General features: G+C 71.0%; 15 protein-coding genes, 2 pseudogenes and 1 riboswitch. Of the genes and pseudogenes, 8 read left to right on the top strand and 9 right to left on the bottom strand.

What is annotated here, in order from left to right; translation table 11 throughout:
* Nucleotides 1-21: 21 nt before the first annotated feature.
* From ACWGH4_RS18170 to ACWGH4_RS18190, 5 genes and pseudogenes are all read right to left on the bottom strand, one after another.
* Entirely contained in the window at nt 22-657 is a 636-nt protein-coding gene (locus tag ACWGH4_RS18170) for a DUF305 domain-containing protein (RefSeq protein WP_453461714.1), read from the bottom strand.
* Between the two features lie 88 nt (nt 658-745).
* Complete coding sequence (locus ACWGH4_RS18175; protein WP_453461716.1) at nt 746-1,165, bottom strand: DUF6153 family protein; 420 nt, start codon at nt 1,163-1,165, stop codon at nt 746-748.
* 420 nt (nt 1,166-1,585) lie between these two features.
* Nucleotides 1,586-1,948 (bottom strand): ArsR/SmtB family transcription factor, encoded by a 363-nt coding sequence (locus ACWGH4_RS18180; RefSeq protein WP_453461718.1) that lies wholly within the window; start codon nt 1,946-1,948, stop codon nt 1,586-1,588.
* Entirely contained in the window at nt 1,945-2,391 is a 447-nt protein-coding gene (locus tag ACWGH4_RS18185; RefSeq protein WP_453461721.1) for an SRPBCC domain-containing protein, read from the bottom strand. The genes ACWGH4_RS18180 and ACWGH4_RS18185 overlap by 4 nt, the downstream gene beginning before the upstream one ends.
* 140 nt (nt 2,392-2,531) lie before the next feature.
* A pseudogene (locus ACWGH4_RS18190) lies at nt 2,532-3,334 on the bottom strand (iron chelate uptake ABC transporter family permease subunit); the annotation flags it as partial.
* 103 nt (nt 3,335-3,437) lie between these two features.
* Nucleotides 3,438-3,634, top strand: a riboswitch (cobalamin riboswitch).
* Nucleotides 3,635-3,720: 86 nt separating this feature from the next.
* Between ACWGH4_RS18190 and ACWGH4_RS18195 the strand changes: the two are divergent.
* From ACWGH4_RS18195 to ACWGH4_RS18225, 7 genes and pseudogenes are all read left to right on the top strand, one after another.
* Nucleotides 3,721-4,701: pseudogene (locus tag ACWGH4_RS18195) on the top strand (ABC transporter substrate-binding protein).
* Nucleotides 4,702-4,745: 44 nt separating this feature from the next.
* Nucleotides 4,746-5,711 (top strand): iron chelate uptake ABC transporter family permease subunit, encoded by a 966-nt coding sequence (locus ACWGH4_RS18200; protein ID WP_441266973.1) that lies wholly within the window; start codon nt 4,746-4,748, stop codon nt 5,709-5,711.
* Nucleotides 5,708-6,490, top strand: a complete 783-nt coding sequence (locus tag ACWGH4_RS18205; protein ID WP_453461723.1) for an ABC transporter ATP-binding protein — start codon at nt 5,708-5,710, stop codon at nt 6,488-6,490. Before ACWGH4_RS18200 ends, ACWGH4_RS18205 begins: the two co-directional genes overlap by 4 nt.
* 114 nt (nt 6,491-6,604) lie before the next feature.
* Complete coding sequence (locus ACWGH4_RS18210; protein WP_453461726.1) at nt 6,605-7,114, top strand: DinB family protein; 510 nt, start codon at nt 6,605-6,607, stop codon at nt 7,112-7,114.
* A gap of 257 nt (nt 7,115-7,371) precedes the next feature.
* A complete protein-coding gene (locus ACWGH4_RS18215) occupies nt 7,372-7,596 on the top strand; it encodes a hypothetical protein (protein ID WP_364589450.1) in 225 nt (74 codons plus the stop codon).
* 95 nt (nt 7,597-7,691) lie between these two features.
* Nucleotides 7,692-8,150 (top strand): CBS domain-containing protein, encoded by a 459-nt coding sequence (locus tag ACWGH4_RS18220; protein ID WP_453461730.1) that lies wholly within the window; start codon nt 7,692-7,694, stop codon nt 8,148-8,150.
* Nucleotides 8,151-8,302: 152 nt separating this feature from the next.
* Nucleotides 8,303-8,704, top strand: coding sequence for a hypothetical protein (locus ACWGH4_RS18225; RefSeq protein WP_441266927.1), 402 nt, complete (start codon nt 8,303-8,305; stop codon nt 8,702-8,704).
* An 81-nt stretch (nt 8,705-8,785) separates the two neighbouring features.
* On the opposite strand, the gene ACWGH4_RS18230 is transcribed toward ACWGH4_RS18225, so the two are convergent.
* The 4 genes from ACWGH4_RS18230 to ACWGH4_RS18245 form a co-directional block, all read right to left on the bottom strand.
* Nucleotides 8,786-9,814, bottom strand: a complete 1,029-nt coding sequence (locus tag ACWGH4_RS18230) for a LacI family DNA-binding transcriptional regulator (RefSeq protein ID WP_453461733.1) — start codon at nt 9,812-9,814, stop codon at nt 8,786-8,788.
* A 73-nt stretch (nt 9,815-9,887) separates the two neighbouring features.
* Complete coding sequence (locus ACWGH4_RS18235; RefSeq protein WP_453461736.1) at nt 9,888-10,724, bottom strand: ATP-binding cassette domain-containing protein; 837 nt, start codon at nt 10,722-10,724, stop codon at nt 9,888-9,890.
* On the bottom strand, nt 10,721-11,716 hold the full coding sequence (locus ACWGH4_RS18240; protein ID WP_453461739.1) for an ABC transporter permease: 996 nt from the start codon (nt 11,714-11,716) through the stop codon (nt 10,721-10,723). Before ACWGH4_RS18240 ends, ACWGH4_RS18235 begins: the two co-directional genes overlap by 4 nt.
* Before the next feature lie 101 nt (nt 11,717-11,817).
* The gene (locus ACWGH4_RS18245) at nt 11,818-12,831 is read right to left on the bottom strand and encodes a substrate-binding domain-containing protein (RefSeq protein WP_453461742.1); all 1,014 of its coding nucleotides are present in this window, start codon (nt 12,829-12,831) and stop codon (nt 11,818-11,820) included.
* 277 nt (nt 12,832-13,108) lie between these two features.
* Between ACWGH4_RS18245 and ACWGH4_RS18250 the strand changes: the two genes are divergently transcribed.
* Nucleotides 13,109-14,065, top strand: a 957-nt coding sequence (locus ACWGH4_RS18250; protein WP_453461744.1) for a carbohydrate kinase family protein, incomplete at its 3' end; no start/stop codon positions are given.

Consider the following 14,065-nt stretch of genomic DNA (forward strand, 5'->3'; position numbering starts at 1 on the left):
CCGCTCCGGGGACTCGCGCCGTCAGTTCTTGCCGAGCAGCTCGTTCATGCGCGTGATCTCGGCGCTCTGGGAGGTGACGATGTCACCGGCCATGTCCTTGGCCGGCTGGTAGGAGCCGTCGGCCTGTTCGGTCTTCGCCATGTCGACGGCACCTTCGTGGTGCTTGATCATCATCTCGAGGAAGGCGGTGTCGAAGGCCTCCCCGGACGCCTTCTCCAGCTCCGCCATCTCCTCGGGCGTCATCATCCCGGACATGGAGTGACCGGCGTGCTCGCCGCCCTCGTCCTTCGCGGGGACGTCCTCGCCCCACGAGGTGAGCCACCCGGAGAGCGTCTTGATCTCCGGGTCCTGTGCCTTCTTGATCTCGGCGGCCAGCGCCTCGACGTCCGCGGAACCCGCGCGGGTCGCCGCCAGGTCGGCCATCTCCACCGCCTGCCGGTGGTGCGGGATCATCCCCTGCGCGAAGGCCACGTCGGCGGCGTTGTGCTCACCCTCCCGGGCGGAGGCCGACGCCGAGGCGCTGGGCGCCGAGGGCGCGTGGCCGCCGTGGCCGGAGGAGCTGTCGTCTCCCCCACCGCAAGCGGCGAGCAGGACGGCGGCGGCTGCCGAGGCAGCGACAGCGGCGGCACGGCGGAGCGTGGAACGGTGTGCGGTCATGGTGGTGCTACTCCTGTGATGTGCGTTCGATCGGGCATGGCTCGCACGGCGACGCCGGCCGGTAAGGCCGGGCGCGCCGAGGGTTGCCCTATATGCGCAGGAGTTGCAGTTGACTCAGTGACGGCGGGGCGCGCACGCCCGGGGCCGCCTCGAAGGCGGATGCCGGAGGATCCGCGGCGGGCGGCGTGCAGACCGCGGAGGGGACAGGGGCGGGAAGCGCGGGGGCCGCGCTCGTACCGCTCGCGGCGCACGTCTGGTCGGCGTGCGAGACATGTCCGCCCCCACCGTCGTGGGGGTCCCCGTGTACGCAGTCACAAGGGGCCGAGTCGTCGTGCGCCTCGGCGGGGGCCGCCGGAGCGGCGGCGGTCGACACCGTGCCGGTGTCGGCGAAGGCGGTACCGGGCGCCAGTCCGTGCATGGCCACGACGCCCAGAAGGAGGGCCAGCACCAGCATCACGTAGGCGCGCGCCCTGAAGGGGCGGTCCTCGCGGCGGGTGTGCTGGCTCATGCCCGCATCCTAACCAGCAGCCGTGCGCCGTCCCCGCCGAGCACCGCACCGCCGAGGTGTCGCAGCGTCGGGCACGTCATCGGGCCCTCGGGCACCACACGGTGAGCACCGCACCGCCGAGCATGCAGTCGGGCACGCCGCTGTCAGGCACAGCACGGTCGGGCACCTCACCATCGGCAGTCGTTCTGCGCCGAAGGGGTGTGGCGGACCGCTGTCGTCCGCGGTCCGCTGGACGCCGTCCGGCAAAAGCGGCGGCGCACGTCGTCGGGGCAGGCGCCGCCGCGGCCCGGTGCGAGTGAGTCGCTCACTCGCGCCGCGACGGCGGCAGCGCCGGTCCCGTGGCGGCGCCTCCGTGAGCCGACCGTCGTCGGCCCACGTGTGCTCGAACAGCCTCACGCCGGAGCAACGGCAATCGGAGCGCTAACGCGGACCCCGCTCCGCTTCCTCCGCCGCCTCGGCGACGCGCTTGATGTTCGCCAGGCGCCGGTCCCAGTCGGCCGCGAGCGCGGCCATCCAGCGGGCCGTCGCGTCCAGCGCCGTGGGCCGCACCGCGTATCGCACCTCGCGACCCACCCGGGTCCCGGAGACCAACCCGGCCGCGTCCAGGACGGCGAGGTGTTTGACCACCGCCTGCCGGGAGACGGGAAGCGGCTCGGCGAGCGTCGTCGCGGTGGCCTCGCCCTTCGCGGCAAGCAGTTCCAGCAGTTGACGCCGCGTCGGGTCGGCCAGCGCGACGAGCACGCTGTCGACGGCATCGCCGGCGCCGTGAGCACCGTCGGTCACGCGGACGACTGCTCGGCGCGCGTCTTGAGTGCGTCGAGCTCCAGGGGCCAGCCCTCGCTGTGGTCCTTCCTGTTCTGGCTGCGCAGCTCCTGGGACCCGGCCAGTGCCGCGAACCCGCTCTCGACGACGTGGAGCCGCGTCTGCTCGCCTTCCTGGGTCAACGTGAACTCCACGAGGGTGCTGTTGTCCTCACGCAGTTCCTCTCCGGGGAACGCGCTGGTCCAGCGGTACGCCAGGTACGTGGGCGGCTCGACCTTCTCCACCCGCACGGGGAAGTCGCCGTGCTCGGAGTTCTTGGCCACCATCGACTCGCCTTCCCTGGCCACGGTGCCGGGCAGGCTCGCCTTGTCGGCTACCCAGAACCCGGGCTGCGCGACCAGCGACCAGACCCGCTCCAGCGGCGCTGCGATGAGGGTTTCGCTTTCGATCCGGTCCTCGCTCATGAGGGGACTCCTTGTTCGCTTCCATCATCAGTGCAACCCCAGAGTTGCACATCAGACTTTGACGTGCAACCCAGGGGTTGCACCATGGGGTGCCGGCTCTGCTGACCGGACCCGCGGTCCGTCGAACGGCGGCGCTCGCGCTAGCGGCTGCGTACGAGCAGATGGAGGAAGTACGGAGTCCCGATCGCGGCGGTCATCAGGCCGGCGCCGAGCTGGGCCGGTGCGATCACCGTGCGGCCCACCAGGTCGGCGGTGCAGACGAGCACGGCGCCGAGGAGCACCGCGACCGGCACCACCCGTACGTGCTGCCGGCCGACGAGGGCACGGGCCGCGTGCGGTGCCACGAGCCCCACGAAGCCGATCGTGCCGGCGGCGGCCACTGCGGTGGCGCTGAGCAGGACGCTGAGGACGAGGAAGCCGAGCCGCCCCCGTGACAGGCCGATGCCGAGGAGTCTCGGCGTGTCCTCGTCGAGCGACATGGGTCGATTTCCGTGCGGCGCGTCACCGCGAAGGCCGCACCCACGGCGAGCACGACGGCGAGCGGCGCGACATCGGGCAGCGTGCGCCCAAAGGTCGATCCGGACAGCCAGGTGAGCGCCTTGGTGGCGTTGAACGGGTCGGTGAGGACGATGAGGAGACTGATCAGCGCCGCTGTCCCCGTGGCGACTCCGAAACCGACGAGAACGAGCCGGTTCTGCTGGAATCCGCCTCGCGCCGCGAGTCCGAAGACGACGAGGGAGCTGACCGCGGCGCCGGCGAACGCCGCCCCGGCGACGCTCCATGATCCGGCCAGGGGCACCGTCGTCACGAGGAGCACGGCGCCAAGGGCGGCACCACCGGAGACGCCCAGGACACCGGGCTCCGCAAGGGGGTTGCGGGTCACCGACTGGACGAGTGTCCCGGCCAGGGCGAGCGCCGCGCCGACGAGCAGGGCCGCCAGTACGAGGGTCTCGGTCCTTGGACACAAGGCCGAAACCGGCCGAGTTCACACGCTCCGGGCGACCGGCGCCCCACACCCCCGTGGACGGCCCGGACTTCGACCCCTGTGGTAGCTTCCGCGAGCCAGTCGAACTCCGTACGTGCGTGTACGTGAGTCAGGGAATCCGGTGCGAATCCGGAGCTGACGCGCAGCGGTGAGGGCGACGGGCGTGGCACACAGCCACTGGGCCGGGACACCGGCCCGGGAAGGCGCCTCGTCCGGTTGACCCCGAGTCCGAAGACCTGCTGGCACACCGTAGGGACGGGCCCCGCGCATGGGCCCTCGACGCTAGGAACGACGCTGTGCCCTTCAACCGCCCGACCGCTTCGTCCGCCGTGCTCCTCAGTGGAATGCTGCTGCTGACCGGGTGCGGTACCTCGCCCCGTCCTTCTTCCGCTCCGCAGGCCGGTGCGCGGGTCATCGAGAACTGCGGGAAGAAGGTGGAGATCCAGGGAGACGGTCCACAGCGCGCCGTCTCCCTGAACCAGGGCACCACCGAGATCCTGCTCGCTCTGGGCCTCGCCGACCGGATGGCCGGGACGGCCACCTGAACCGACCCCGTCATGAAGGGCCTGGAGAAGCCCGCCGCCGGCGTGGAGCGTCTCGCGGAGAACAACCCGTCCTTCGAGAAGGTCCTCGCCGCCGAACCCGACTTCGTCACCGCCTCGTTCGCCTCCACCCTCGGCAAGGGCGGTGTGGCCACGCGCGAGCAGTTCGAGGAGCTCGGCGTGCCGACATACCTCTCGCCGTCGGACTGCGTGGGCAAGGACAACAGTGGTGACGGGGACGGCGTTCGCACCAGCGCGCTGACGATGGACACCGTCCACGGTGAAGTACGTGACCTCGCCCGCGTGTTCGGCGTCGAGGAACGCGGCGACGAGCTGGTCGCGGAACTCGAGGCCCGCGTGCGCAAGGCCACCGCGGGACTCGACGCCTCCGACGTCACGTTGATGTACTGGTTCGCCAACGCCGAGTCCCCGTACATGGCGGGATGCTGCGGCGCTCCCGGCGTCATCACCCGTGAGACCGGTGCGAAGAACGTCTTCGACGACACCACGGAGGAATGGCCGCAGATCAACTGGGAGACGGTCGCGGACCGCGACCCGGACGTCCTGGTGATCGGCGACCTGACCCGCAAGTCGCAGACCGCGGAGAGCGCCGCGAACAAGATCCGGTTCCTTGAGACCGATCCGGTCACACGGAACATGGACGCCGTACGCCACAAGCGGTACGTCCTGCTCAGCGGACAGGCCATGAACCCGACGATCCGCACGGTGGAGGGCGTCGAGCAAGTGGCCGACGCGCTGCGCCGGTTCGGCCTCGCGAAGTGACCTCCGCGCTGCTGCGCGGAGCGGCCGGGTTCACCGCGCTGGCGATGTCCGTCGCCCTCGCCATCACCATCGGGCCGGCGGACATCGGCGTCCGTGACGTCTGGTCCGTCGTCGCCTCGCACCTGAGGGGCGACGTCTCGGGTCTCACCCCGATCCGTGACGGCATCGTGTGGAACCTCCGCCTCCCGCGCACGCTTCTGGCGGCCGTGTGCGGCGCGGGACTCGCGCTGTGCGGGGCGGTGATGCAGTCGTTGCTGCGCAACCCGCTCGCCGATCCCTTCGTCCTGGGCGTCTCTTCCGGAGCCTCCACCGGTGCCGTCGCCGTGGTCGTCCTGGGTGTCGGCGGCGGGGTGCTGTCCGTCTCCGCAGGGGCCTTCACCGGTGCTCTGTGCTCGTTCGCCGCGATGCTTCTGTTGAGCCACACCCTTGGCGGCACCACCGACCGGGTCGTGCTGTCCGGCGTCGCGGCGATGCAGTTGTTCTCCGCGCTCACCTCGTTCGTCGTCGTCACGTCCGCCGACGCGGAGACCACCCGCGGCGTGCTGTTCTGGCTGCTCGGCTCGCTGAGCGGGGCGGGCTGGACCGACGTGTGGCTGTGCCTCGCCGCCCTGGGGGCCGCTCTGGCCGTCTGCCTGGGTCACGCGAGGACCCTGGATGCGTTCGCCTTCGGGCAGGACGCGGCGGCCACCCTGGGCGTGAACGTCGGCCGCGCCCGACTCCTGCTGCTGTGCGTCACCGCCCTGCTCACGGCCGCCCTGGTCAGCTCGGCGGGCGCCATCGGCTTCGTCGGCCTGGTACTCCCCCACGCCGCCCGCGCCCTCGTCGGGCCCGGACACGGCAGGTTGCTTCCCACCACGGCGTTGGGCGGAGCCGTCTTCCTGATCTGGGTCGACACCGTCGCCCGGACCGTCATCGAACCCCAGGAAGTGCCGGTCGGTGTCATGACCTCCCTGATCGGCGTGCCCGCGTTCGTGCTCGTTCTGTACCGCACCCGGAGAGTGGCCCGATGACCCTCATCGCCGATCGCGTCTCCCGCACGGCCGGTGGACAGTTGATCCTCGACGGCGTCAGTGTCGCACCGGGACCCGGTGCGACGACCGCCCTGCTCGGTCCCAACGGCTCGGGAAAGTCCACACTGCTGCGCATCCTCTGCGGCGTGCTCGCCCCTGCCTCCGGGGTGGTCACGCTGGACGGCCGGCCCCTGGAGCGCATACCCCGCCGGGACGTCGCCCGTCGGGTGGCCGTCGTCGAGCAGCAGGCGGACACCGTGGTCGAGCTGACCGCCGTCGACGTCGTACGGCTCGGTCGCATTCCCCACCGGCGTGCCTGGGCCCACCCGTCGCCGGCCGACGAACGGGCCGTCCGCGACGCCCTCGACCGCACGGGGCTCACCGACCGGGCCGACCGCGCCTGGCACACGCTCTCCGGAGGTGAACGCCAGCGCGTGCAGATCGCCCGGGCCCTCGCCCAGGAGCCACGCGAACTGCTCCTGGACGAACCGACGAATCACCTCGACATCCAGCACCAGCACGACCTGCTCCGCCTCGTCAGCGGACTCGGCGTGACCAGCGTGGTCGCCCTGCACGACCTCAACCTCGCCGCGATGTACTGCGACCACGTCGTGGTCCTGCGGCAAGGAAGTGTCGTCGCCGCGGGCACCCCGCAGGAGGTGCTGACCGAGAGGCTGATCGCCGACGTCTACGGCGTACGCGTCGCGGTCACCGCCCCCGAGCCGGACGGCCGCCCGCACATACGCGTCCTCGGCACCCTGACGCGGCGCCCCGCATGACCGACGGCGCCGCGGCTCCAGTGGCTGTCGGACGTGAGCGACATTCTCCGCACGGGGCCGGCCGGCGGAAGCAGATACTGGCCCTCCATGCAGGCACGGACGAGGAGCAGACGAGTGACCAGCGACCACCGCACGGGCCCGCCCGGTTTCGGCAGCGAACGGGACATGCTGCGCGCTTTCCTCGACTACCACCGGACCACCCTCGCCATGAAGTGCGAAGGGCTCACCGACGAGGAGTTGCGGCGGCAGTCGATGCCCCCGTCCACGCTGTCGCTGCTCGGCCTGGTGCGGCACATGGCGGAGGTGGAGCGTGCGTGGTTCCGTCGGGTGTTCGAGGACAACGACGCGCCCATGGTCTGGTCCGACAAGATCGACTTCCAGGCGGCGTACGACGCGAGCGCGTCGACCAGGGAAGAGGCGTTCGCGGCCTGGGAGGCCGAGGTGGAGAACTCGCGCCGTATCGAGCGGGAGGCGAACTCCCTGGACCAGGCCGGATATCAGCCCAGATGGGACAAGGAGGTCTCGCTGCGGATGGTGATGGTGCATGTGCTTCTGGAGTACGGGCGTCACAACGGGCACGCGGACTTTCTGCGTGAGGGTGTCGACGGGACCGTGGGTGCCTGAGCCCGCGCCGGCCACCGTTCTCCCGGCGTCGTCAGGACCCGCGGCGCTTCGTCAGAAGATCAGCCCGTGCTGTGCGACGAGCGCCATCGTCGCCGGGAGCCTCGGGCCGCTCCCCCTGCCGCTCCACGCCGCCCTCGGGGTGAGCGGACCGGCTCCTTCCCGGTCGCGCGACGACCGACAGCGACGCTCAGCGGCGGCGAGCAGAAAAAAGCCCGGTGTGAGTGGCTGCCGTGCCCACGAGACGGCAGTCTTGAGGTGTGGGTAGAGCGCCGATCGTTGTGCACCGGCCGTCGCCGTCGGGCGGCCGGCGGGTGACGGTGCACCTCTCCGGCAGGGACGAGATCCTGGGTACCGCCTACTCCGATCACGACCTGGTGGTCTTCCTCGAGGCCGCCGGGATCGACGACCCGGACACGGTGATCGACGACCCGGGCATGGTGGAGTGGCGCGGCGGCCGGGCCCACGAGTGGACCGCCGCCTGACCCACAGCCCGCTGACCTGGAACTGCGAGGCGGACGCGGCTCCGAGAGATTCGGACACGCCCTCGGCTCGCAGGCAAGGGCGAAGGAGGACGGCCGTGCGTGCGCGGGATCTTGCGGAGGCGTATCCGTTCGTGACCACCGACGACGGCGCGATGGACGCGGCCAGGATGCTGGCCGAGCGGGTACTGCCGGCCCTGCTCGTCCTCGATGCCGACGGGCATCCCTACGCCATCGTGCCCGGCTCTCAGCTCGTGCGGCAGCTCGTGCCCCACTACATCCTCGATGATCCACGGCTCGCGGCCGTCGTCGACGAGCGGTCCGACGTCGACGTGGCCGAGCGGCTGGCAGGGCTCACCGCCGCGGAATGGGCACCCCGGAGTGCTTTCCCGCCGCCGGTCGTAGGACCTGACGCCCATCCGATGGAGGTCGCCGCGCTGATGGCCCGCACGCGAAGCCCTCTGGTCGCGGTCATCGAGCGCGACGCCGACGGCGTGCGCCTGCTGGGCACGGTCACTGCCGCGCGTCTCATGGCGCACTTCATCGGGGACATGTGAACCGGGCCGAACACGCACGCGCGAAGACCCGTCCGCATCGCGCCCGCTGCGCGACCGCGGATGCGCCCGCTCGACGAGCAGCGGCGGGCCGACGACCAGAGGCGAGCCGGACCACTTGACCTCGAGCGCGGTTGAGGTTTCAGGATCGACCCATGAGCCGACACGACGACGGAATCCTTCTCTTCCGCAACACCATGCGTATCACCGACGGCCACCTGGAGAGCTTCCGCGGCGCCATCGCCAGAGCCGTGGACTTCGCAGAGCGGCATGGCCCGCAGCTGACGGTCCAGACGTTCGTCGACGAGGAGCGGATGCTCGCGCACAGCTTCCAGCTCTATCGGGACTCCGACGCGGTCCGCCTGCACTGGAAGCTCGCGGACCCGTACATCCAGGAGGTCATGGAGCACTGCCGGGTGGAGCACTTCGAGGTGTTCGGTGAGCCGGACGCCGATGTGGCGGCCGGACTGCGCTCAGCGCTCGGCGAGCACGGAGCGCTCAGGTTCTCTCCCCGTATCGCGGGCTTCGACCGCTTCACCGCGTCGCCTCGGGCGTAGGCGGCGCCTGGACCGGCCGGGCAATCGCCGCCGCTGCGGGCCCATGGCCACCGACGCACGCCCGCACAGGTGACAAGCGGATCAAGAGGTACGGGCCCGCCGTGGCGGCCTGCTGGAGCCGCGGACGACCAGGCGCGTGGGGACGGTGACGGTACGGGCCCGGGAGCGGTCGCCGTCCAGGCGGGCGAGCGCGGTCCTGGCCGCCGCTTCGCCGATGGCTGCCGGATCCTGCGCCACGACGGTCGGAGCCGGTTCGAGCACCTCCGCCAGCGGGAGGTCGTCGAAGCCGACCAGGGCGACGTCCTTCCGGCCGGCGCGGGTCAGTTGGGCGACCACACCCATGGCCACGATGTTGTTGCCCGCGAACAGGGCGGTGGGCGGATCGGGATGGCCCAGCAGTGCGGTGGTCGCGGCAGCGGCCGACTCCTGGCCGTGGGCGCCGGTCACCAGAGCGCGGTCGTAGGGCAGGTCCGCCTCCTCGAGCGCCGACGTGTAGCCGGCGAGCCGCTCACGCCGGGTGTAGAGCTTCGCGGGCAGGTCTCCGATGAACCCGATGCGCCGGTGGCCTTGCGCGATGAGGTGCGAGACGCCCTCGTGGACACCGGTCCGGTTGGAGCTGACGACGCAGTCGGTGGACAGGCCGACCCCGGGGCGGTCGATGAACACCACCGGCAGGCCGGCCGCGCGTGGCACCTTGAGGTGGCGGTGGTCGGCTCCGAACGCCGGGACCACCATCAGGATGCTGACACGGCGGGCCAGGAAGGTCTCGGTCAGCATTCGTTCCCGTTCGGGATCTTCGGCGGACGAGCCCATGAGCAGCGTCAGTCCGCGGGTGCGGACCGCCTCCTCGATGCCGCCGGCGACCGTTCCGAAGAACGGGTTGCCCAGGTCGGGAACGACCAGGCCCACGGTGGTGTCGGGGCCTCCGACGCGGATGTTCCGGGCCATCAGGTTGGGCTGGAACCCGAGTTTCGCCACCGCCGCGAGGACGCGCTCCCGTGTCTGCGGGGAACTCGGACCGTCCTCGTTGAGCACCCGTGAGACCGTCTTGGCGCTGACGCCCACTTCTCGGGCGACGTCGGCCAGTGTGGGGCGGCGGGTCGCGGCCATGTACCACCGTTCCTGTGCGTTCGCCGGGCCCGGCCCGTCCGGGCCGGGCCCGCTGTCTTCTCTGTCTGCCGGCTCAGTGGGCCGACACGCCTGCCGCCTTGGCGGCGTCGGCGTCGGTGACGACGGTACCTCCGTCGCTCTTCACCGTGAGCGCCCCGGTCATGATGGCGACCACCTCGGCCATGGAGTGGTCGGAGGGCTTGATCAGTGCCTCGCGCCGCCCGAGCCGGTGGACATGGATCCGGTCGGCGATCTCGAACACGTGCGGCATGTTGTGACTGATCAGGACGACGGGCATGCCCTTGTCGCGGACCCGGCGGATGAGGTCGAGCACCTGCCCCGACTCCCTGACGCCGAGCGCCGCTGTGGGCTCGTCCATCACGACGACGCTCCTGGCCCAGGCCACCGCGCGGGCGACGGCGACGGCCTGGCGCTGACCGCCGGAGAGGGTCTCCACCGCCTGGGTGAGCGATCGCAGGCCGATCTTCAGATCGGCCATGTGTGCGGCGGCCTCCTCCCGCATCCGCTTCTTGTCGAGCAGGCGGAACGCGCTGCCGAGGACGCCGGGGCGGCGCAGTTCGCGCCCGAGGAACATGTTGGAGGCGATGTCCATGGAGGCCGCGACGGCGAGGTCCTGGTAGACGGTTTCGATGCCGTGTTCGCGTGCGCTCTGCGGGCCGCTGAACCGGATGGGCTTCCCGTCCAGTCTGATCTCGCCCTCGTCGGGGACGATCGCGCCGGTCAGCGCCTTGATCAGGCTCGTCTTGCCGGCTCCGTTGTCACCGATGACGGCGAGGACCTCGCCGGGCATGAGGTCGAAGTCGGCGCCGTCGATGGCGGTCACATGGCCGTACTTCTTGACCAGGCCGCGGGCCTGGAGGACGGGCGTCGCGGACGTGTCGGTGCTCATCGCGCCTTCTTCCGGGAGATCTGGTCGACGGTCACGGCGAGGATGACGAGGATGCCGGTGATCAGCGTCTGGTAGATCGACGCGACGCCCATCAGCTGGAGCCCGTTGCGGAAGACGCCGACGATCAGAACGCCGATGAAGGTGCCGAGGACGGCGCCCCTGCCGCCGAAGAGGCTGGTCCCGCCGAGGACGACAGCGGTGATGCTGTCGAGGTTGTCGGTCTGTCCGGCCTGGGGATCGCCCACGCCGGTACGGGAGACGAGCAGGAGGGCCGCGACCCCGTACACGAGCCCTGCGAGCGTGTAGACGCCGATGGTCAGCCGGGAGGTGCGGATGCCGTTCAGCCGCGCGCTTTCCGGGCTGTTGCCGAGGGCGTAGACGTGGCGGCCCCATGAGGTGCTGCTCAGTGCGTAGGCGAAGGCCAGGAACAGGGCGATGGTGACGAGGGAGCCGTAGGTGATGTCGGTCCCGCCCAGGGGGAAGGTCTCGCCGAGGGCGGTGAGCGGGGCGGGCAGATCGGTCACCGTCTGCTCGGCGGAGTAGATGTGCGTCAGCGCGAACGCCACGTTGAGCATGCCCAGCGTCACGATGAAGGGCGGCAGCGGGATCAGCTGCACGAGCAGGCCGTTGAGGAGCCCGAAGCCGCCGCAGACCACCAGTCCGAGGGCGATCGCGGCGAGCGGGGGAAGCGTTCCCTGAGCTGCCGTCTTGGCGATGACGATGCTGCCGAACGCCATGACGGCGCCGCAGGAGAGGTCGATGCCGGCGGTCAGGATGATGAGGGTCTGGCCGATGGCGAGGGTGCCCACGACCATGACCTGCTGGACGATCAGGGAGAAGTTGCCGCCGGACAGGAACTGCTCGGTCGTCAGTGAGAAGAAGACACAGGCGAGCAGGAGTGCGGCCAGAGGGCCCGCGGTAGGTGTGGCGATCAGCCGGCGGACCGCGGTCGGTCCTTTCAGCTGGCCGTAGGGCGTGGTCGTGGCAGTCATGGTGGTCCTTGCCGGTGATGGGTGCCGGAGGTGCGTGCCGAAAGCCGGTACGCGAGGCGGGTGCTGGAAGTCGTCGCCGGTGCGTGGTGCCGCTGCGGGGCTCAGCCCCAGCAGTTCTCCAGGCCGTACGCGGTGTCCTTGGCGTCGATCCCGGTCTGCTCCTGGTCGGTGATCAGGGTGACGCCGGTGTCGGTGTAGCCGGAGGTCTTCTTGCCGTCCGCGGCGAAGTCCGCGACGGCCTTGACGCCGAGGGACGCCATCTTGAGCGGGTACTGCTGCGAAGTGGCGGCGATCTTGCCTGCCTTGACGGCTTCGGTGCCGGTGCAGCCCCCGTCGACGGAGACGACGAGCACCTTCTTCTCCAGGCCCTTGGCCTTCAGCGCCGTGTAGGCGCCGAGCGCGGCCGGTTCGTTGATCGTGTAGACGACGTTGATTCCGGGTGCCTTCTGAAGGCAGTTCTCCATGGCGGTCTGGCCCTTGGCCTGGTCGCCCCCGGTGTCCTGGCTGCACACGATCGACGGGTCTCCCTCGGGGACGCCGAAGCCCTTGAGGAAGCCCTCGTGCCGCTGCACGCCCACCGCGACTCCCGGGGCCAGGTCGAGTGTGGCGATCTTCGCATCCTTGCCGGCCATGGCTGCCTTCGCGTACCGGCCGATGAGTTCGCCGGCCTTGACGTTGTCGGTCGCGAACAGCGCGTCGGTGGCGTCCTGGGGCTCGGTCGGGCTGTCCAGTGCGATGACCAGTACGCCCTTGGCGCGGGCCTTCTCGAGCGCCGGCACGATCGCCTTCGAGTCGTTGGGCGTGATGAGGATGCCCTTCACGCCGGAGTTGACCATGTTCTCGACCGCGGTGACCTGGCCCGCGTTGTCGCCGTCGAACTTGCCCGCGGCGCTGACCAGTTCGACGCCGCTCTCCTTCGCGGCCTGCTCAGCGCCCTCCTTCATCTTCACGAAGAAGGGATTGGTGTCCGTCTTGGTGATCAGGCCGACCTTCACCCCGCCGCCGCCGGAGCCGCCCTGTGCTCCGGAGCCGCAGGCCGTCAGTGCGAGGGTCGCGGCAGTGGTGCCGGCTGCGGCTCTGATCAGGGTGGTAACGGCACGGTTGTTTCTGGGCATGACTGAACTCCTGCTGGTTTCGGGCGGAGCGGCCGCGCTGCCCAAAGGCTCCGCGGCGCGAGGAGATTGCTGCTTCGGCGGTGTCATCGTTGACCTATGTCATCGTTGACACCGCATGCGGAGGATGATGGACTCCGGCTCCCGGCAACGTCAATGCCTTGACGACGTCACAAATCCGCAACGCAGAGCCGGCCACCGCACTTCGGCGGCACCGGCCCTCGGGCTCCCCCTCCGCGGCACGCCGCCCCCGCGCCGCCCTACCCGGAGAGAAGCAGTCATGCGCCTGCCTCAGATCACCGTCCTCGGTGAATGCGTCGCCGACGCCTTCACCGTCCCCGCACCCGCACCGGACGAGCTCGGCCTGCGGGTTCTGCCGGGCGGCGGCCCGGCGAACACGGCCGTCGCCCTCGCCCGGCTGGGCACGCCCGCCCGCTTGCTGGCCCGGCTGTCGGACGACGTGTTCGGCCGGCTTTTCCGTGCCCGCCTGGAGTCGTCGGGCGTCGATCTGTCCCAGGCCGTACGCGCCGGGCAGCCGAGCACCCTGGCCGTCGCCGAGCTCGACGCCGCGGGCCGGGCGGCGTACTCCTTCCACGCGCAGGGCACTGCGGACTGGCAGTGGACGGCGGACGAACTGGCCGCGACGGACCTGGCGTCCACCGCCTGCGTGCACTCCGGATCGCTGGCCCTCGTCCGCGAACCCGGCGGCCCGGCCGTCGAGGAGTTCCTGGCCCGCGCCTCGGCCACCGCCACGATCTCCCTCGACCCCAACGTCCGACCGCTGCTCGTGGCGCCCGACGTCTACCAGGAACGCCTGCCGCGCTGGTGCGCGCTCGCCGACGTCCTGCGCGTGAGCGAGGACGACCTGGAGCTGCTGCTGCCCGGTCACCCGATCGACCGGGCATGCGACATCTGGCACGCGGCGGGCGCCCGGCTCGTGGTCGTCACCCTCGGGGGACGCGGCGCGATCGCCTCGCTGGACGGCGAGCGGGTCACGGTCCCGGCGCCGCCGACCGCCGTCGTCGACACCGTCGGGGCCGGCGACTCCTTCACGGCAGGGCTTCTCCACCATCTCGGGGCCAAGGGACTGCTCGGCGGCCGGCTGACGGGCCTGCGCCTCGAAGACGTCACGCAGGCATGTGTGTACGCGGCCAGGGTCGCGGCTCTGACCTGCTCGGTCAGCGGCCCGAACCCGCCCTGGGAACGGGAGTTGCGGCAGTCGGCGGCTTCGGTCGGG

The sequence above is a fragment of the Streptomyces sp. NPDC054847 genome (assembly GCF_053610925.1).

Excerpts from the sequence above, each read along its gene's own strand:
- ACWGH4_RS18200 (WP_441266973.1), top strand. The coding sequence starts at position 4,746 with ATGTCCGTCGCCCTCGCCATCACCATCGGGCCGGCGGACATCGGCGTC.
- ACWGH4_RS18245 (WP_453461742.1), bottom strand. The coding sequence starts at position 12,831 with ATGCCCAGAAACAACCGTGCCGTTACCACCCTGATCAGAGCCGCAGCC.
- ACWGH4_RS18235 (WP_453461736.1), bottom strand. The coding sequence starts at position 10,724 with ATGAGCACCGACACGTCCGCGACGCCCGTCCTCCAGGCCCGCGGCCTG.
- ACWGH4_RS18185 (WP_453461721.1), bottom strand. The coding sequence starts at position 2,391 with ATGAGCGAGGACCGGATCGAAAGCGAAACCCTCATCGCAGCGCCGCTG.
- ACWGH4_RS18225 (WP_441266927.1), top strand. The coding sequence starts at position 8,303 with ATGAGCCGACACGACGACGGAATCCTTCTCTTCCGCAACACCATGCGT.
- ACWGH4_RS18175 (WP_453461716.1), bottom strand. The coding sequence starts at position 1,165 with ATGAGCCAGCACACCCGCCGCGAGGACCGCCCCTTCAGGGCGCGCGCC.
- ACWGH4_RS18240 (WP_453461739.1), bottom strand. The coding sequence starts at position 11,716 with ATGACTGCCACGACCACGCCCTACGGCCAGCTGAAAGGACCGACCGCG.
- ACWGH4_RS18230 (WP_453461733.1), bottom strand. The coding sequence starts at position 9,814 with ATGGCCGCGACCCGCCGCCCCACACTGGCCGACGTCGCCCGAGAAGTG.
- ACWGH4_RS18205 (WP_453461723.1), top strand. The coding sequence starts at position 5,708 with ATGACCCTCATCGCCGATCGCGTCTCCCGCACGGCCGGTGGACAGTTG.
- ACWGH4_RS18170 (WP_453461714.1), bottom strand. The coding sequence starts at position 657 with ATGACCGCACACCGTTCCACGCTCCGCCGTGCCGCCGCTGTCGCTGCC.